Source organism: Paenibacillus sp. Z6-24 (genome assembly GCF_054161335.1).
Genome location: NZ_CP096398.1, coordinates 257226 through 277238, shown reverse-complemented (window position 1 = coordinate 277238; position 20013 = coordinate 257226). Strand labels below are relative to the sequence as shown.

At 49.2% G+C, this 20013-nt stretch carries 10 protein-coding genes; 3 read left to right on the top strand and 7 right to left on the bottom strand.

Features of this window, described 5'->3' with window-relative positions:
* Window positions 1-76 precede the first annotated feature (76 nt).
* Window positions 77-1504, bottom strand: coding sequence for an ABC transporter substrate-binding protein (locus tag M1D61_RS01185; protein WP_458120813.1), 1428 nt, complete (start codon window positions 1502-1504; stop codon window positions 77-79).
* 470 nt (window positions 1505-1974) lie between these two features.
* Between M1D61_RS01185 and M1D61_RS01180 the strand changes: the two genes are divergently transcribed.
* Together M1D61_RS01180 and M1D61_RS01175 are read left to right on the top strand one after the other, a co-directional pair.
* On the top strand, window positions 1975-5832 hold the full coding sequence (locus tag M1D61_RS01180; RefSeq protein WP_458120812.1) for an immunoglobulin-like domain-containing protein: 3858 nt from the start codon (window positions 1975-1977) through the stop codon (window positions 5830-5832).
* 259 nt (window positions 5833-6091) lie between these two features.
* Window positions 6092-9211 (top strand): immunoglobulin-like domain-containing protein, encoded by a 3120-nt coding sequence (locus tag M1D61_RS01175; RefSeq protein ID WP_458120811.1) that lies wholly within the window; start codon window positions 6092-6094, stop codon window positions 9209-9211.
* Between the two features lie 209 nt (window positions 9212-9420).
* Here M1D61_RS01175 and M1D61_RS01170 read toward each other — a convergent pair whose 3' ends face one another.
* The 4 genes from M1D61_RS01170 to M1D61_RS01155 all read right to left on the bottom strand — a co-directional run bounded on the left by M1D61_RS01170 (window position 9421) and on the right by M1D61_RS01155 (window position 16236).
* A complete protein-coding gene (locus M1D61_RS01170) occupies window positions 9421-12129 on the bottom strand; it encodes a S9 family peptidase (RefSeq protein WP_458120810.1) in 2709 nt (902 codons plus the stop codon).
* A complete protein-coding gene (locus tag M1D61_RS01165) occupies window positions 12129-12482 on the bottom strand; it encodes a cupin domain-containing protein (RefSeq protein ID WP_458120809.1) in 354 nt (117 codons plus the stop codon). The genes M1D61_RS01170 and M1D61_RS01165 overlap by 1 nt, the downstream gene beginning before the upstream one ends.
* Before the next feature lie 53 nt (window positions 12483-12535).
* Window positions 12536-13777, bottom strand: a complete 1242-nt coding sequence (locus M1D61_RS01160; RefSeq protein WP_046212560.1) for an MFS transporter — start codon at window positions 13775-13777, stop codon at window positions 12536-12538.
* Between the two features lie 116 nt (window positions 13778-13893).
* Window positions 13894-16236: a tetratricopeptide repeat protein gene (locus M1D61_RS01155; RefSeq protein ID WP_458120808.1), complete on the bottom strand. Its 2343-nt coding sequence runs from the start codon at window positions 16234-16236 to the stop codon at window positions 13894-13896.
* A gap of 600 nt (window positions 16237-16836) precedes the next feature.
* Here M1D61_RS01155 and M1D61_RS01150 point away from each other — a divergent pair.
* Window positions 16837-17772 carry an aldo/keto reductase gene (locus tag M1D61_RS01150; RefSeq protein WP_458120807.1) on the top strand — a complete coding sequence of 312 codons (936 nt, stop codon included), beginning with the start codon at window positions 16837-16839 and terminating at the stop codon, window positions 17770-17772.
* A 170-nt stretch (window positions 17773-17942) separates the two neighbouring features.
* Here the strand turns inward: M1D61_RS01150 and M1D61_RS01145 are convergent, their stop codons facing one another.
* Window positions 17943-18452 (bottom strand): DinB family protein, encoded by a 510-nt coding sequence (locus tag M1D61_RS01145; RefSeq protein WP_458120806.1) that lies wholly within the window; start codon window positions 18450-18452, stop codon window positions 17943-17945.
* A 67-nt stretch (window positions 18453-18519) separates the two neighbouring features.
* Window positions 18520-19893 carry a sodium-dependent transporter gene (locus M1D61_RS01140; protein ID WP_458120805.1) on the bottom strand — a complete coding sequence of 458 codons (1374 nt, stop codon included), beginning with the start codon at window positions 19891-19893 and terminating at the stop codon, window positions 18520-18522.
* Between the last annotated feature and the right edge of the window lie 120 nt (window positions 19894-20013).

Genomic DNA, 20013 nt, shown 5'->3' with positions numbered 1-20013 from the left:
CTCCCTTAATCACACCAAACGGACCGATCAATACCGGTCCGTCTGACGTGTTGATCTCATGTTGTATAAAGGCCGGTTATTTCTTCCAGCCGGATTGGATTTCCTGCATGGCCTCATCCAGATTGGCTGTACCGCTCACATAGTCGGTCATGCCTTTCCAGAACGTACCTGCGCCGACAGAGCCTGGCATCAGGTCAGAGCCATCAAAGCGGATGGTGTCTGCAGTCTGTACAAATTCGGACATGCGGCGTTCCTGGTCATTCGCGAACCAGTCGTCCGGTGTACCGTTCATCGGAGGCGTTACGCCACCGGATTTGACCCAGCTTTGCAGTGATTCGGCAGTTGTAAAGAATTCCATAACTGCACGCACTTCCGGACGGTCGTTGAACATGGCATAGATGTCACCGGAGATCAGAGCCGGTGTACCGTATTTCTCATCGATGGATGGGAACGGGAACCAGTCGTACTGGTCAGCCGGCAATCCTTCAGGGAAGAACGATACGATAAATCCAGCCTGGCGATGCAGCCATGCTTTTGGAGGATCGGTGAACAAAGGTTTTACCGCATCCCCGAAGTTCGTTGTTACGATGGAACTGCGTCCGCCGTATACATAATCTTCGTTAAACCAGATATCGGACATTTTGGTTACTGCATTTTTAACGATAGGATCGGTGAAAGGCAGTTCGCCGCTTACCCATTTATCGTAATTTTCCGGAGTAGTGGTACGCAGCATGATATCTTCCAGCCAGTCAGTCGCCGGCCAGCCAGTTGCTGCGCCGCTCTCGATGCCTACGCTCCAGGCAGGATCGCCATCAGCAGCGATTTGGTCGGTCAGTTTCATCATTTCGTCCCATGTTTTTGGAACAGTGTAGCCTGCTTCTTCAAAAGCCGCTTTGTTGTACCAGACCAGACTCTTCACACTGCTGCGTGCCCACACGCCTGCGGTGATGTCTTTATTGTCCGGACCAGTCATTTTCGCCATATCCAGCCAGCTTTGCTGGTACTGCTGCTTCATGTAGTCATCCGGCATAAAGGAAGCTACGTCAATAACCTTGCCGGATTTCACGAAGCCTTCCAGCAGACCCGGCTGCGGAAAATCGGCGATATCCGGTGCATTGCCGCCGTTGACGCGTACATTGATTGTAGCTTCAAATTCTTTGGAGCCTTCATAAGCGATATCGATGCCTGTGGCTTCTTCAAATGCCTTGATACTGGCATTGAACTTCTGCTCATCCGCGTCTACGAAAGGGCCGTACATCGTTACCTTTTTACCTTTATATTCACCATTTAGCGCCTTTTCCAGTTCAGAGCCTGCCGGTACTTTGGCAGTCTTGATCAGGTCAGCGCCTGAAGTTGTCGTTGCGGCCGGATTTCCTGTTCCCTCGTTGCCAGTCTGCGAACTGTTTGTGGTTCCGGTGTTGCCGGAACACGCACTCATTACTACGGAAAACAACAATACCATCATCAAAGTCATAGAACCGTTTTTCTTCCACTTGCGTTTCATAGACTCAACCCTCTCATTTGGTATACTGGTTTTGCAAAATGACGGCCACAAATAGATAAATTTTACTTTTATACCATTCTCTTATTTTTGGTACAAAAAGTAAACAAGATTTTGTTAGCGGTTTCAATTTATTTATCAAATTCTCGCCGCTGTCTCTGTCTATTCTTCCCCTTCTTTGAAAGTAAGTTAATTATCTATTTGAAAGCGTTTACAGATGGCTGCAAGAACATTTTATTCCATCGCTTCCTGATTAGCAATCCTTTTTTGTACATTTCTCACAAAATTTTTATCCATATCTTTCCTTAATAGAAATGTTGAATATTAATATTTCCAAAGATTATTTTGATTAGAGCATTCGTTTGCACAATAACAAGGATTTTTATCAATATATTAGGATAGTGCCTTATATCGAATGCAGGATTTTAAAAGGGAGTGTGAGTTTCCTAAATAATGAGTCCGTATTCCTCAGAATGAGATATTCCAAATTAAAAAACATTGCTAAGTGCCTATATGGTACGGTTAGCGTATGCTGTTATATTAGGTTGGTAGCAACAGATTTACCAATAAAAAGGAGGTTTATAATGAAAAAGTTTATTTCAACCTGTCTGGCATTTTCTCTGGTATTGCCGGGGCTGACAGGGAACGCTGCTTTTGCGGCAGAAACTAGCTCAGGAGAAGCATCTGTAGCGGTGGATGTATCTTCCAGCGAATTGCCTGTTTCTTCATCCAACGATGTACAATCCAGTGTATACGAATTGCCGGTGATCAGCCCGCTGCCAAGCTCCACGACTGTATCTGACATTGTGTACAAGCCAGATCAGTTCTATTTTCCATATGTATATGATATGACCTACCGTAATGGAGCGCTATACTTTGCACAAGGTTCGAATGGCATATCCAAGATATCCCTTACGACAGGGCAGACTACCACTATTTTGAAAAGCAATTATTACTTTATTCAAAGTATTGCTGTAGATTCACAAGACAACTTGTATTACATTCCGCTTGGGAGCTCTTACATAAAGAAAGTCAGCCTTCGCTCTCTTCAACTTCCGCTTACTTTTGAGCAGCTATTGAATGTGAGCACTGATTATGCCAATTATTCCTCTGCCTCAAGCGATGTGGAAATTACAGGTATGGCTTTTGACTCCAAAGACCAGCTTTACGTTACGATTCCCGATCGTAATTCTGAAAATCTCTCGGGTGTAATGAAATGGAACAGCGATTCACAAAGCCTTGAGCCTGTTCTCTCCAATACAAGCCACAAAATTGAGAAAATTGCTTTTGACTCCCAGGATAATCTGTACATAGATACCTACGGATACTCCACAACTGATGGAACAACCATCCGATCAGGTATCCAGAAAATCGAAGCCAGCTCGCTGCATTCTTTGCCCGTCAATGATAAGATGCTAACGCCTTACAAGACTTATCCTGATCTGAAGTATCTTATTAGTGGAATGGTATTTTTACCGGATGGAACCTCCTACTCTACAGATGGTACAAAAATTCGCCGTATCTTTATGGATGGGCGTCCTCTGATCACCCTGAATGGAGAATCTTCCATCACTCTCATCAATGGAGAAACCTATCAGGAAGCCTCGGCTTATGCTGAAGACGAAAAGTATCATGATCTCAAAACACAGATCACCTACTCTCTGAATGGAAAACCTGTAGAAGCCATTGATACTCATATGGTCGGAACATATACTGTCCACTATAACGTAACTACACCGGATCAGCGCTCTGCTAAGGAAGTTACACGTACTGTTGTTATCAAAGAAATACCTAAAAACCTGACAGAAGTCGACTTCACTAATCCTGTCAGTATGGATTATGCCAATAACGCCGTCTATATTGCCAATCCATCGACTATAGATAATCCAGATGGCGGTATCTACAAAGTATCTTTGAAAGACTACAGCCGCAAGCTTGTCGTCAAGTTGTCCGATGTACAAGGCGTCGCTGTTAGCAATTCAGGTGATCTTTACTTCTCAGCTGCCAGGGATCATGGCTGCTTCTTCAAATTGGAAAGCCGCTATCTGAATGAGAATCAGCCTTTGACAAGTTCAGCATTATGGGCAGCTGCCGAGGAAATAAAGCCTTTCTCTGCAGAAGAGAGTGAAAAAGAACGTATTGAAATCATGGGTCTGGACTTTGACAGCCAGGGTCGTTTGTACATTTCGGCAATACAACCACTCAACGGTCGTTATGAACATGCAATCATTATCCGCTCAATGGATAACACACTTTCTTCGTTCCAGCAATTTGGCGAAGGAGATGACATTATCCGCAAAAATCTGAGTGACATTGCAGATATTGAAATTAGCCCTGGCGGTAATCTGTATGCCAATTTTACAGGCTTTGATTATCATGGCACATACAAAATCCCTGCCAGTGTACTGCAGGAAGATCAGCCCGTGTTAACTTCCAACATATTGGATAAAGGTGTAGACGATTCCACCCGCCAGTATCATGGAATAACCTTCCTCCCGAACGGAGAAGGTTACGTTACCAATATGGATTATTCCAAGGCACATATTTATAAGACTTCTTTTTACGATGGAGCACCTACCAGCCCAGGAGTAGCAGATCCCTATCGGCTGGAGACTCTGAATATTCCCACACCTTACGGCATGGCATATTATAAAGATCACGCCTACATCGCCCAGGGCAATAATGGTTTGTCCAAAGTCTCCCTATCTACTCGTACCGTTACACAGCTGGTATACGGCTCTAATACGCTGAATCTGCAGGCTGTGACTGTCGATTCCAAGGGCGGCTTGTACTACACCGTACCGAATGCCAAAAATCCGGAATATACGTATATCAAAAAAGTTGATGCCGCTTCTCTAAATCAACCACTAACTGCCGATCAGCTGCTGGCGAAGAGTATTAACTACGCCTATGTTCCCACCAAAGGAATCAGCGGCCTTGCCATAAGCAGCAGCAACCAAATGTATATCTCTATTCATAATAATCGGTTTGACGGATATGGCCTGATGCGCTGGAATACTACATCCAAAACGCTGGAGCCTGTAATCGATGAGGTAGAGACTATTATGGGGATTGGCTTTGATAGCGCAGGAAATCTGTACTTTAAAACCGACCTTTGGACGAGTTCCTATGACTTTGTCAGAGGCCTCAACAAAATCCCTGCTGCCGAGCTCAAAGGAACACTGCCTATAGATGACAGCAAACTGAAGCCTTACAAGTCCGATCCATTACTAGCCAAGGATGCACTGGGTATTCTGTTCCTGCCGGATGGTAAATCGTATACCAGCGATGGAAAAAAGCTGAAACGTGTCTTCCCGGATTCCCGACCTATTATTACGTTAAATGGATATTCCGATAACGTGGTTCAAGGCGATATTTATACAGATCCTGGTATTCAACTTATTGAGGACGAGAAATATTCGAAGTTTGATACCCGGATCACTTATTCCCTTAATGGTACATTTGTGCCTGAACTGGATACCAGTAAGGTAGGCATCTACACTATTCATTATGTAGCAGTAAATCCAGCCGGTATTGCTTCTCTGGAAAAAACGCGTGAAGTGACTGTCAAACCTACTCCTAGCCAATTAACCGACTGGTATATTACCGGAATTAACAGCATGGATGCTGACAGCCAGAATCTGTATCTGTCCAATTATGCTTATAAAGACAACCCCAATCACGGACTGTACAAGATCTCTTTGCAGACCATGCAAAAAACGAGATTGGCAGCGATTGAAGATACATCCGCTGTAGCCGTTAACTCAGCCGGCGATTTGTTCTTTACACGCTATGACATGGATAACATGATTTTCAAAATCGAAGCCAAACATCTGCAGAGCGGCAAAACCCTTACAGCCGATCAGCTGATGAAACTCAGCCGTACGTACATGCCTTTCTCTGCCAAAGAAACTAGTGGGGCTCCGCATAAAATTAGAGGGCTTGAATTTGATAATCAGGGTAGATTGTACGCTGCTGTAACAATTTATGGTAAAAAAGGGGGCTCTTCCGAAATTGTTCGTTTAACTGGAGATGACTGGAATAAACAAACACTGATCACTACGCTGCCCATTTCATCTTGTGATATGGACTTCTCTCCAACCGGCGATCTGTATATTACTACAGTTGAACTGCCTATGGTGCGCTATGCCACTTACAAGGTTACGGCCGAACAGCTGAAGACAATACCGGTACAAACGGACAGCTTAACGAAAATCCCTTATACAGGAGGGAATTATGGTATTGCATTTTTGACGGATGGTACAGGATATGTAAGCCAAACCGAAGATTACGAAAAGCGTAAACAGACCATTTTGAAGCTTAATTATTAGAAGCTATCCACTCCATTTTATAATTCCCTCTGCAAACCAGCCCGTCTTTCACTACGAAAGCGGGCTGGTTTTTTATTGTTTCCAGAAAATATATAAATAAATTTGTATAAAAATAGATTCGAATCTAAACTTTTTTATTCATACCGTCGATAACATTCCATATATTATTTCAGCAACTTAGTCATTTCGCAGAAATTTTCAGTTGCTGCTGTTTAGGTCGCTTCGCAGGCTTGGAATTTACACAAAAGGGGATAGCTCATTGCAAAATGCCAAAAAACTGATTTCATTTTGTCTGGCCGCATCACTCGTATTACCTGGAGCTTCATTGTCAACGGCTTACGCAGACGGGGAAAGTACGGATACCGGCAGTGTATCCAGTGGATCATCGGTTACCGGAGATACGTATGCTTCACCCGATTCTGCGGCCGCTGCACCAGTTGTTCAGTATGGCGGCAGCGGGTACAGCGTAGCCACTTCGGTATATGCCACCAAGCCGATCATTACGCTGACAGGTGATCCACAGATTACACTGACTGCCGGACAGGCATATGTGGAATCCGGAGCCACCGTACAGGATGACACCTACCCGGATCTCAAGGCAGCCAACGTAACCTACACCCTGAATAACATGGATGTTAACAGCGTGGACACCAGCACACCGGGCATCTATACGGCACATTACAATGTGACCAACCCGGCTGGGCAATCGGCCGATGAAGTACAGCGTACGATCGAGATCAAGCAGGCGTTACCTGCCTATGTAGACCTTTCCAAGCTCGGCATTACCGCAGCCTATGGCGTAGCGTATCATGATGGATACGTCTATGTCGCCCAGCGCTACAAAGCACTGATTCGTGTATCTGTAACGACCGGCGAAGTGACTACCATTGCCGATGCATTCAAAGCATTTATGGCTGTTGCTGTTGATTCAGAGGGCAATCTCTACTACAGCATTGACAGCGATCCGCGCATTTACAAATTAAACAGCAGCTATCTGTCTTCTCTTCCAATGACGGAATCGGAACTTGCCAGCCGCAGTACGGTATATTATACGCATCCTGGTCCGACTTATATTTATGGACTGGTTGTTGACGGCAGCGGTAACCTGTATTATTCGGATTATACCAACAAAGCGATTATCAAGGTTCCACCGGTCACCAAGCAGCCTGTGACGGTTATCACCAATTTCCCTACCTCGCTCAGAGCTTTTACTTTTGATAATGAAGGCAATTTTTATGCAGGCGGCAATGATTCCCGCATCTATCGTGCATCTGCCCAAAACTTCGGCAGTGCGCCGCTTGCTCCCAATGCGATCGTCAATATTACTCCCAACAATTATTACAGTGCCTACGGACTGGTATTCCTGCCGGATGGACAGGCCTATATGGGTACAGCAGGCAGTATCGTGAAAATCTCTCTGCAGGCAGCCAAACCGGTAATCACGCTGAAAGGCAATGCCACCGTCCAGGTTGAGGCGGACGATGTATACACCGATCCGGGTGTAACCATTGCAGATCCATCTTCCTCTTCTCCACTGCTTCCGAAAGTAACGTATACCTTCAACGGTTCTACCGTGTCTGGCGTGAATACAAGCGTACCGGGTACGTATATCGTTCATTACAATGTCACCAACTCATCCGGCACAGCCGCCGCTGAAGTGACACGTACCGTCATCGTTAAACCGGCACCGACCAAGCTGACAGAAGTGAAAGTCGATCGCCCGTTTGGTCTGACGTATTACAATAATGATGTGTATTATGCGGACTACAGCCTGGGTATTTACAAGATCTCGGGTACTACGTTCAAGAAGCATCTGATCGCTGCCGATCAAAATATGATCTCGCTCACATTCAACAGCAGTGGCGACCTGTTCTATTCCAAGACCGGTAGTGCCAATGTGTACAAGGTGCTTGCCGCCAATCTGCAGGGTGATCTCCCATTGACTGCACAGCAGCTGGCGAATTACAGCGAAGTCTATTACACCGCTGACGGTCAGGTCGGTGTAACCGGTATGACGTTTGACAATCAGGGACGTCTGTACCTTTCCCTGCAGTACAGCAGTCATCTGAATTCCAAAATTGTTCGTTTCAATGACAATCTGGCCACTGCTCCACAGCTGGTAGCCGAGTACCCGGTTGCGATGTATGGCATTGCTTTTGGCCCGTATGGCAATCTGTACGTGAATGCAGGCAACTTCCACACGTACAAAATAGGCGCTCCACAGCTGCGCAAGCTTCCGGTCACAAGCAGCAGTTTCCAGGATATAGGCACCAATAATGGAGGCTACGGTCTCGTCATTCTACCGGATAATAATGGCTATCTGAGTCATGTACAGCCGAACACACCACTGAGCCGTGCAAGCTTTACGGATCAGATGGAAGCCGTACCGGTGGACAGCGTCTCTCTGGACACACAGACACTCAGCCTGAAGAAAAGAGGCACGACCCAGACGCTGACAGCAACCGTACTGCCGGCAGATGCCAGCAATCCTGCTGTACTCTGGACAACCAGTGATCCGTCTGTTGCAACTGTAGCCAATGGCGTGGTTACTCCACTGAACAAGGGTACAGCGATCATTACCGTAACGACGGTAGATGGCAGCTATTCCAGCAGTGCGATCGTTACCGTCAGGGATACGGCTCGCGGCAGTTCCAACAGCACTTCGGAGACGATCAGCCTGTCTACCGGTACCGGCACATCCAGCACTACTGGAAGCTCTTCCGTATCCAATGCGGTTACAGGCGTACGGACCATTCAGCCGGACGGCAAAAAGACCGATATGATCACATTATCCAGCAGCGGACTGAACCAGGCAGTTGCACGCCTGACTTCCGGTGAGACGACAGCACGACTGTCTGTTCCGGATCTGCTGAATGAAGTCGCTTCGACCAGCATCACTCTGCCTGTATCAGCTTCACAGTCACTGAAGCGAACAGGCACCGATCTGGAGATTATGACTAATAATGTCTCGGTGACCATTCCGGTATCCGTACTGAACAGCATCAATAACGATCTTCATTTCAACCTGACACCGGTCAAGGATGGCGCTCTACTGCAGCCGCTCCGTAATACAGTTGCCAGCCTGACTCCATCCCAGGCAGGTACCATTCTGGGGAACCCGGTCACTGTCGAAAGCAATCTGCAAAACCAGCTGGTTCAACTGACTCTGCCGGTGAGCAGCAAGCTGCTCTCGCAAAACGCAGAAGCCCAGGCAAAATGGCTCCAGCAGCTGCGTATTTTCTCCAAGTATGCAGATGGCAGTTCCGAACTGATCCAGCCAAAAGTTGTTAAGGATGCAAGCGGCAACGTGGGCCTCCAGTTCGCCAGCGGCCAGCTCAGCACGGTAGCTGTAGTCGATCAGGGTTCAGCCTCCAACTAAGAAAAGATAGCTGCCGGAAAGACAACTTGGCCATCCTGTCATCCTGTTCCGTCAGCTGCTTATGATCTACAGCAGCACCCCTCTGTATAATATGCAGAGGGGTGTTTGTTATTTCAGAAATATGACAGGCCTAAGTATCTGCAGCTGGGTCTCGGATGAAAATACTGTCCTCTATATCAGCGCCAATCAATCAGTACGTCTATAGCCACTTAATCCAATGTAATTTCAATCTCTGATCCGGTTAGTTCTTCCCACAGCTGCGGGTTCCGGTTCAGATACTTCTCGAACCAGGCCACTATGTATTTCTGGGAAGCGCCATAGGCTCTTGGCTTGGAACGAATGGCATGCTGTTCATTTGCAAAGATCATCATCTCTGCCGTTTTGCCCTGCATGCGCAGCGCGGTGAACAGCTGCTCGGATTCGCCGACCGGCACATTACGATCCTGTTCTCCATGCAGCATCAGAACCGGTGCCTGAATATGCTGACTGTAAAATAAAGGCGACTGCTGCACATACAGCTCCGGATGAGACCATGGATAACTGCCGGACAATGCAGACAGACCATACAAATACCCCACCTGGCTGCTGCCCCAGTAGCTCGTAATATTGCTGATTCCGCCAATGGTACATACCGCACTGAACCATGATGTACGGGCTGCCAGCAGATAACTCAGAAAACCGCCATAACTGCCTCCGTAAATGCCTGCAGCCCGCCGATTCAGTACCGGATACCGTTCCAGTACCTCTTCCAGCATCTCGCTGATTTCTCCAACCGCTTCCCGTCCCCAGTCGTTGACATGCCGATCCGCGGAGGATGTTCCATAACCTGCTGCGCCCAGCGGATTCAGCACCAGTACCGCCATGCCGTGGGTTACCAGGCACTGGTGCAGCGGATCGAATCCCTGCAGCAGTGGAGAAGCCCCACCGTACAAATAGACGACCAGCGGGATGGACGATTGCTCTGCGGCAGCGGACTGTTCCGGCCAGGCGATCCACATCCTCGCCTTCTCTATACTACCTTCACTCTCTCTTTCGGAGGATTGCCGGGCAATCGGCTGATAGCCCGCCCAGCGATAGGCGAGCGACCCTTCCGCCAGCAGGGAGGAATCGGCATGGAGAGCAAGCGTATTCCACTTCTTCTCCGTATCCGCAGCCGGGTGGATCGGATTCTGTGCATACCATGCAGGCTTGTAGGGGTGTCCATATTCGGAGTGTACTGCCAGCGCTTCTCCGGCAGCAGTAAAGCTGTGCAGCCGGGACGCTCCGGTATCCAGCCGAATTCCATATTGAAGCTGGCCTTCAGCGATACCGTGGCAATCGGCTATACCGGTGATCGAGCCTGCTGTAATCACATAGCGCAGATGATCTTCGCCTACCCATGCCAATTCCTGATTCAGCCGGGCTATGCCGACAGGAGTGCCGGACTGCGCCGGAGACGGATGATCCAGCTGCTGAATGGAGCCGTCGGCCAACTGCAGAATATGAGTGCGCAGGTCATAAATATTGATGCCGTATCCGTATGCCGCCTCTGAGCCGATGACGGCCGGATCGGCAGCAGAGGGAGCTGCCTGTGCGTCTGATTCCTCTGATGAATTGGCACTATTTCGATCTGCTCTTTTCTTCTTTTCCTCCCCCGCTTCGCCCTGCCAACGGGAACCGATGTAAGCCAGTTGCTGCCCGGAGGGAGACAGCTGCATACCGGTAATGATGGCATTTGGCAGCTGCTGCATTTTGTCCGTACCCGATAACAGATTCAGTCGATGAAGCAGCAGTGCCGGGTGGATAGAGCTGCCGCGCTGTTCCTCCACATAATACAGATATTCACCATGAACATGCAGATGCTGGATATCGTACATTTTGGGAGATATACGCTGGAGCAGCACTTCTCCACCTGGCATGAGCTGATTCAGCAGCAATCTTCCGATCACCTTTTGCGGTCGCCACCAGGGCAGTCGCTGCGGCAGTTCCCGGATGTGCAGCACCCGGTACTCTTCCGGACCATCATGATCATCACATACAAAAAACAGCTCATCCCTCTGTGGATGCCAGGCTAATTGTCCGGCATGATGGAGCCCGGAGATCAGAATGCGCTCCCGACCGTTCGCCAGTTCCAGACAAATAATCATATCCCAGTATCCTTCGCTGGCAACGGCGATAAAGGCCAGACGCCGGCTATCCGCAGAGAAACGCAGGGTATGCGGTTCCCGGACAGACAGGCTCCGATGAAGCTTCAGTCCGGCGGATGTCACCCGGTAGATCCCGATTGGATAATTGTACTGATCCTGCTCCAGATCGGTATGACGGGTAATGATCGCTGCCCATTTTCCATCCGGAGAAACGGCAGCTTCTATGTATTCACTCAGCGTATCCATATCATGCAGGCTGAATCGCAGGTTGGCCGCATCAGGGGCCAGCGGCAGAGGACCTTCCTCATCCTGCAGCAGGAAGAGCAATTCGCCTTCGCCTGGATCGTAGTCTGCATCCTCCAGCTGGAATGATAATCTCTCTTCACCCGAATCGGGATCGGAGGATTCCTGCTCTTCCTCCGGCTTGGGGCTGTACAGCAGCAGAGAAAGGCAGTGCGAACCCGGATACAGGGTCAGGGGCTGGGCACTTTCTTCCATATACTGACCATTCCAGTACAGCCGTGCAGTCTCCGGCAGTTCGTTATTTTCCAGCCCGATCACTTGAATATGTGCGGCTGCCGATACAAGCACCCTCGTTCTCCACAGACAGATCGTGCCATACTGCGCCTGTCTCTCCTGCTTGCCCTCCAACGAGAAAGGCGAAGCGCTGGTCGGTGACAGCATCGCCGCATACCGGTCCATCATCTCTTCCAATTGCTCCTCATCATAATGAAAAGGCAGCGCCATCTCCGCTTCCAGACTCCAGCCGCTCCAGCAGGCGCGGGTATCCATCAGACGTTCTCCTGCTGCATTTCCGTAAATACGGTTGCCGCTTCCTCCCGCTCAAAGCACAAATTCACGGTCCGCACCTCTGCACGTGTACGATGCACTACCCCGGCAGGCACTTTGAATACTTCTCCCGGTCCGATTGCCAGCGTAATGCCATCCGGCAGATCCATGAGCAGTTCCCCTTCCAGCACCATGAAAATCTCATCCGAATCCGGATGGTAATGCCACTGATATTCCCCCGTAAAGACAGCGATCCGTACACAATGGTCATTCGCCTGCTCCAGTACAAAATTGCTGTATTCGCCCTGTACCTGATCGGCTATCGCCGACAGGCTCAGCTTTTTCCATTCCGTCATGCATACACCCCATTTTCTTCAATATACATACTTACCGTATACATACCTACCGCTTACGTCTGCTTGACCGGATCGGCTGTGACGGCCTGCTCCCTTTTCTCCGCCTGCGACTTGAGCAGCACATAGATCAGCAGCAATACCGCCGAGACCCCTGCCGACACTGCGCAAAGAGTCAGAAACAGCGATAGCACCCCAACCGATGCCGAAGATAATAAAGTCGCGAATAATATAGCATTTAACGCTACCCCTGAGAAGGTCGCATACATAAACAGCCCGGTAATGCGTCCTGTCTGGCTGACCGGATTATTTTTCAGCAAATAGGAATGAACCCCGACGCCGAACAGCTGGCCAAACAACAACATGAGCGAGGATGCCACAATGGACACCACAAACTGATTCAGCAGCCCCATCAAGAACAGCGACAGTGCGATACACAATGAAGCGACGCCCACAATATGCAGCAGCTGAAACTTTTTGCGCAGCTGTGCGATCAGCAGTGCACCCAGCAGCCCTCCCAGTCCGTTGGCAAGATACACATAACTCAGACCGATCTCGCCCACCCCGTATACATTGCGGGCAATGACGTTCGGATAGAGATTGATTACGCCAGCACCCAGATTCAAAAAGAAAATGGACAGCACGGCCAGATTGATCAGCTTGCCGGCTGGAGCTGCTTCCGGCTGAGCGGAGGCAGCTGTCTGAGGCGCCTGCTTGCCTCCGGTATTTTTCTGCAATAATGCGTAGAATATCAGAATGGATGCAATGAAGGTCAGCAGGTCGATCATTACGATTTTCTGAAAATCCAAATAAATCAGCAGCAGCGGACCGCACATCGTACCGATCAGCGTACACAGCCAGTCCAGATTAGAGATAACTGCCAGGGCAGGTGTAATATGCTCCTCATCGATCTGCTTGCGGATATAGACGGACTGGGCAGAAGAGAATACCGGTGTAAACAGGCTGAGGATCATGACCACGACCAGACTCATTACTACCACACCCGTATTGGCAAAGTCATGAATAAACAGCAGCGGCAGCAGCAATACCGCCCGTGAGATATCGATCCAGATCAGCGTGCGGCGGCTGTCAAAGCGGTCGGTCCAGGGAGACAGCAGCTTCCCGCCGAGCAGCACCGGTACATAGACGAGTACAATTGTCCAGCCCAGCACCGAGTTGGAACCATTCTGCTGATCATACAGCGCATAGACAAAGCCCGCACGAAACGCCCAGTTGCCAAACTGACTGAGCGCATAGGCCAGATATACCGGCCATAATCGAACCAGAACCATATTCATTACGACCTACCTCCTCAAAGACATTCATATGGAATACCGGTATCGACGCAGGTGAGGACATTACGACAACCGGAATCTCCGCGTCATAATGTCCTCAGACCAGCCGGCAAAAATACTCAGGAGACAGTCGTCGTCTCCCGGATCAATTGATCCACATAATCATCCGCCTGCTTGTGCTGACGGGCATATTCAAATTCCGCCAGTGCCTGCTCGGTATCCTGTAGCGCCCGATAGACAATCCCGCGGTTAATCCGGTAATCCGGATCGGCATCCAGTTCAATCGCCTGGTTGATCAGCGTCAGGCTCTGCTCATACTGTTCCTGCTCGAATGCCAGCACCGCTGCATTGCTGTACGCTTCCGACAGACGCGGATTGCGGTGAATCGCCTCTTCAAAGCACTGCCTGGCTTCGTCATGACGCTGCTGCTCCTGCAGGATCAACCCTTTATTGTTGTAAAACAGGGCTTCGCCTGTTTGGTAATAGATCGCCTGGTTGATCCATTCCTCCGCCTCATCATACCATTCCTCCTGATAGCACAGCGTACTAAGCTGGCTGTAGGCATGGGCGGTATCCGGCTTGAGTTCAATCACGCGCAGATAATCCTGATAGGCCTGTTCGGACTGCCCCAGCTTCTCATACACGCCTGCCCGGTTCATATGGGCTTCATAGTAGGGCGGGCATAGGTCAATCGCCTGCTGATAGTAATCCAGTGCCTGCTCCAGACGGCCATGATTTTGCAGCAGATTGGCCATATCGTTGTAATACTCTCCGTAATAGGGATCGAGGCGGATCGCATGGTCATACATTTCGTACGCCTTATCAAAGTCTTTGAGAATCTCGTAGATCTGGCCGGTATTGTAGACGAGGATAGACTGATGCAGCGCATATTTGTCCTCCCCGTAAATGTCTTTCATTTTGTGAATACCTGCCGTGCACAGCTCGATCGCTTCATCGAAACGACCCTGCTTGGCCCGGATATACGCCAGCGCATTCTCGGCAAATACTTTGACATACACATGCTTCGGATGATCCTTGAACATGGAATCAATCTTTTCCAGATTCATCATGGCAAAATGTTCGGCCTTATCCAGCTGGACCGGTACCTGATACCGTCCATAGGTCATGCTCTGGGAATAGAGAATCATCGGAATCAGCTTGCTCTCCGGAAAGTTCTCATAAAAGAACTCCAGATAGGGAATCGACATTTTGGCAATACCGAGTGAATACAGAATGAACGACATTCGTACAAACACAGCATTATGCAGTTCATCCCCATCCGGCAGCATCCTCAGATCCGCGTTGATGAAATAGCGGGAGAACAGGTCGAACCAGGTGTTATACACGCCGATCTCCTGCAGCTTGATCGCTACCGGAGCGAGCAGTGTCAGCTGTTCCACTTCGGAGCTCAGCGAGACATAATGAACAGGATGCATAATCCGCTCTTCCATCGGCTGCTGCTCCATCTCGCGTATACGTTGACGGTGCAGCTGGTCTTTCAGTTCAACCGGGCTGATCGCATAGTTGCGGACAGCCGCCGGATGATCGTCGATACCATCCTGCTGGATATACTGCTTCAGCAACGCATAACGGAAAGCCTGCCCTTTGCGGCTCAGATAAAAATCGGTGTATGTATCCAGGGTCAGGTAATTGAACACGGGCAGGGAATCATTCATGCATTCGGTCAGCAGCAGCAGACCTGCCGTATTACCGGAAGCGATATGCAGCATCTCATCCAGCACACGCGCCTGAACGGCAGGGATATCATGGACAGCGAGAATCTCCACCGCCTCTGCATGATCCAGCGGCTCAATGTGTACCTGCTCACAGTGACGCCGCAGTTCGTAATTCATATCGCCATCAAATAAGAGGACAATCCGGATCGTCTCCTGCCATTCCTGACGGTAGCTCATAATGCGGAGCAGCATCTGAATCGTCGGTGAGAGCTGATCCGCATTATCAATGACCAGCACGAATTGCTCCCGGGCATGCTCGCAATAATCGATGAAAAATTCATAGATCCCATGCAGCAGCTTTTCCTGAAATTCATGATGATAAAAACGTGTCCGTTCTTCCTGCAGAGCCAGATTGGTGAGATCTGCCGGCACCTGGTAGGACGCCGACGGGATAAATGGAAATAGGCGCTTGATGGACTGTTCGTGCCGGGCAATAATTTCGGGATACTCGGCCTCGCAGGCGGCCATCATATACATAAACAGCGGGTAAAAACCGGCAAAATACCCGTTGGCCAGCTGACTGCCATTTGTGTAAAATGCCTGATGAGGCGAATGGTGGGATTCGGCAAATGCCCGAAAGGTATCCAGTTTCCCGCTTCCACCAGCTCCGGTAATCGCCAGAAAGGAAGTTTCCGATTCCGTCGACATACGCTGCCAGGCCTGCTCGATTAGCGGAATATAGCGGCTGCGATACCGCGTTAGTGAAGTTACCGTGGAACTCGTCATTTCTCATCTCTCCTTGGAGTAGGATAAAAAGCCAGTAAAAGAAAGAATGGGTCCAAGTGCAGACTTGGACCCATTCCCTTACTCATTATGAAGCTGTGTAAGGAGTTGTTGTACGCAATGTACCTTTCTTTTTGGAAGACTTTTTAATCATGATAAATTCCTCCTTTCACTGATTTTTTGTAATTAATTTACTTTTATTCAAAATATATTAATTACTGAACTCAATATAATTTAAATAATTTAAATTTACAATAATATTTTCGGGTATTTGAGTAACCTAATTTAACATATAAGTATTTAGAAATCAGAAAAACCTCTTTCATGTAAAATAAACTAACATTACTTTAAAGGAGAAAGCTTATATAATAAGGTTTTTTCCACGCTCACTCGAAATGCGAATTCCATGTTATATTTGTAAGCATTTCGTCATCCTTATATAAAAATTCAGCGTTTTATGGCTGATTTAGTTGTGACCGACAAGTTTCATTACAGGCTGGTTTGGTCCAATATGTACTTAATGTCTTATTATCCTGATGATTTCACTTTACTATTATTTCTGCTACACTATACAGCACACTACGCAAAAGGAGATGAATGACGATGACCAATCATACACGTCTGGGCAAAAGCGACCTGCAGGTGAATCCGATCGGGCTCGGTGCCAACGCTGTCGGCGGGCACAATCTGTATCCGAATCTGGATGAAGAAGCAGGCAAGGAAGTGATTCGTACTGCTATTGCCAATGGGATAAACTTTATCGATACCGCATTCATCTATGGTCCGAAGCGCTCGGAAGAGTTGATCGGCGAAGTGCTCAAAGAGACCGGCAAGCGGGACGAGGTCGTAATCGCGACCAAGGGCGCACATAAATTTACCGAGCAGGGTGAAATCGTCTTTGACAACTCCCCGGCATTTCTGCGCGCAAGTGTCGAAGGCAGTCTCAAGCGGCTGCAGACAGACTATATCGATCTGTACTATATTCATTTCCCGGATGAACATACGCCCAAGGATGAAGCGGTCGGCGAGCTGAAAAAGCTCAAAGACGAAGGCAAAGTCCGTGCAATCGGCGTATCCAACTTCTCGCTGGAACAGCTGCAGACAGCGAACAAGGACGGCTATGTCGATGTGCTGCAATCCGAATATAATCTGTTCAAGCGCGGCGCCGAGCAGGATCTGCTGCCGTACACTGCCCAGAACCAGATCAGCTTTATCCCCTATTTCCCACTGGCTTCCGGTCTGCTCGCTGGTAAGTATGATGTAAATACCACCTTCGATGATCTGCGGGCACGCGATCCGCTGTTCACGGGCGAGGCATTTGCCCATAACTTGCAGAAAGTGGAAATGCTGCGTCCGATCGCCCAGGCCAAAGGCGTGGAAATCGCCCATCTGGTGTTGGCATGGTATCTGACGCGCGACGCTATCGATGCGATTATTCCGGGCGCCAAACGTGCCGATCAGGTGCTGGATAATCTCAAAACACTGGATATCCAACTAACGCCGCAGGAGATCGAGCAGATCAGCCATATTTTCGTTTAAACGAATACAACGGGCGATGTTGTCCGGCGATCTCTTGTACTTTAATTTATGCTTCATATTTCCGTTCATGGTCTATCACAGGATAGAGCATATAGCAAAAAACACGCAGGTTTCCGGGGTAATCCTCGGTAACCTGCGTGTTTTTGTTATTCCATGTATTCACATGTTATCTATACTGCCGGATCAGGCGGATAGCCTCCGCCAGGTGGCGGCCACTTGCCTGCCAGTCTGCGCAGCACCACGATCTCGCCCAGATGGTACGTATTATGGGAAGCGATATTGCGAAGCAGCCCGGCTGCCGTCTCCCCGGGAAAATGCTTGAGTCCAGCGGACAGATCGACCGTCCTTGCCAATTCACAGGCGGTATCGATTCCGTGAAGAAAGTCGTCCAGCAGCTGCTGCCAGGTAATTTCATCTATCGCCTGGGACTCCTGCGGCCAACTCTCGCTCACGTTCTGTGGACGCTCCGGCTGTTCGCCGCGTACATGGGCCAGCATATACTCCTGCCAGTAATTCATATGACTGACCAGCTGATAGATGCTGTAGGGCACGCCTTGGACAGTCCGCCCGGACAATTCCAGATCAATATCCGACAAAGCCTTGGCGATAGGCAGATGCCCGCGCTCGCCAATCAGCGACTGGACCAGCACTCTGGCAAAATACTGCTGTTCTGACATCATCGTTCAACTCCCTCCCGTTTCTAGTGTACAGTATACCAGATCGGGAACCGCTCTCGCATCGGATGGTCTATTCGTCGCCGAGGTCCAACAGTCCAACGGAATACAGGAAGATCAGAATGATCAGAATCGGGGCAATATAACGGATCAGGAACATCCATACCCGGTACCACCAGCCGCTCAAACCCACTTCGTCTCCTACCCTTTTCCATGCATAACCGGTAAAGAGGGTGACGATCAGACCGCCAATCGGCATCAAAATATAGGAAGTAACAAAGTCAAACAGATCAAAAACACTCTTATCGGCTACCGTTATGAAGCTCAGCACGCCACCTACAGAGAGCGCTGCCGGTACACCGATAATGAAGGAAGCGATCGATACGATAACTGCCGCTTTTTTACGGCTCCATTTCCACTCACCCATTGCGTAAGCAACCGGTACTTCCAGAATGGATACACAGGAAGTCAGTGCTGCAATCGCCAGCAGCAGGAAGAACAGACCGCCGAATAGGAACCCGAGCGGCATCTGAGCAAACGCAGCCGGCAGGGCCATAAATGCCAGACCTACACCCGCTTCCGGCTTCATACCGTAGGAGAAAATTGTCGGGAAAATGATCATGCCTGCAATAAAGGCATACAACAGGTCACCGGCGCCAATCGCCAGCGTGGCCTTGCCGAGCGACTGATTCTTTTGTACATAAGAACCATAGGTCAGCATACAGCCCATTCCCAGTGACAGGGAGAAAAAGGCGTGTCCCAAAGCTGTCAATGCAGAAGCAGCCGTTAGCTTGGAGAAATCCGGTGCCAGGAAGAATTCCACGCCTGCCGCTGCTCCAGGCAGGGTAAGTGCGCGAACCATCAGCACCAGCAGGATAATCAGGAAGCCGGGAATCAGTATCTTGTTGAACTTCTCGATACCACCGGAGATTCCTTTGGCAATGATAATTCCGGTTATGAGCATAACGATCGCCTGCCAGAACAGCGGCATATAACCGCCGGCAAAGCTGGTGAATATCGCCGAATAATCGGTACCTGGCTGATACAGTCCCCCGCTAAATGAGTTAACTGTATAATGCAGTGTCCATCCGGCTACCACTCCATAGTACGACATGATCAGGAAAGCCGTAATAACCGAGATGACACCGACCCACTTCCACTGCTTCTTCCCTGTAATGTTGAAAAGTGATGAAGCAGCATTACCCCGTCCACCGCGGCCAATAGCCATCTCCGCTAACAGAATCGGCAGACCAACTACGATCAGACAGATGATAAACAACAGGAAAAAAGCTGCCCCGCCATACTTACCCGTAATATAGGGGAATTTCCACATATTCCCGAGACCGACCGAACTGCCGATCGCCGCCAGGATAAAGCCCGACTTGGTGAAGCCGTCCATTTGGGGTGCCGGAGAGGCCGGACCCGGATTTGAAGACTTTTTATTCATACACACACTCCTGTTCATGGATGCAGCGGTCAGCTGCCGGGCACTGTCACTTCGGACACAGGGCCCGGACATCAGCCGGCGAAATTAATTATGCTTATGTTACACAAAATGCAACCGCCT

What these genes read in the sequence shown, in the direction of transcription:
- M1D61_RS01145 (WP_458120806.1), bottom strand. Translation starts at nt 18,452, where the DNA reads ATGATGTCAGAACAGCAGTATTTTGCCAGAGTGCTGGTCCAGTCGCTG.
- M1D61_RS01150 (WP_458120807.1), top strand. Translation starts at nt 16,837, where the DNA reads ATGACCAATCATACACGTCTGGGCAAAAGCGACCTGCAGGTGAATCCG.
- M1D61_RS01160 (WP_046212560.1), bottom strand. Translation starts at nt 13,777, where the DNA reads ATGAATATGGTTCTGGTTCGATTATGGCCGGTATATCTGGCCTATGCG.
- M1D61_RS01165 (WP_458120809.1), bottom strand. Translation starts at nt 12,482, where the DNA reads ATGACGGAATGGAAAAAGCTGAGCCTGTCGGCGATAGCCGATCAGGTA.
- M1D61_RS01155 (WP_458120808.1), bottom strand. Translation starts at nt 16,236, where the DNA reads ATGACGAGTTCCACGGTAACTTCACTAACGCGGTATCGCAGCCGCTAT.
- M1D61_RS01185 (WP_458120813.1), bottom strand. Translation starts at nt 1,504, where the DNA reads ATGAAACGCAAGTGGAAGAAAAACGGTTCTATGACTTTGATGATGGTA.
- M1D61_RS01180 (WP_458120812.1), top strand. Translation starts at nt 1,975, where the DNA reads ATGAGATATTCCAAATTAAAAAACATTGCTAAGTGCCTATATGGTACG.
- M1D61_RS01170 (WP_458120810.1), bottom strand. Translation starts at nt 12,129, where the DNA reads ATGGATACCCGCGCCTGCTGGAGCGGCTGGAGTCTGGAAGCGGAGATG.
- M1D61_RS01140 (WP_458120805.1), bottom strand. Translation starts at nt 19,893, where the DNA reads ATGAATAAAAAGTCTTCAAATCCGGGTCCGGCCTCTCCGGCACCCCAA.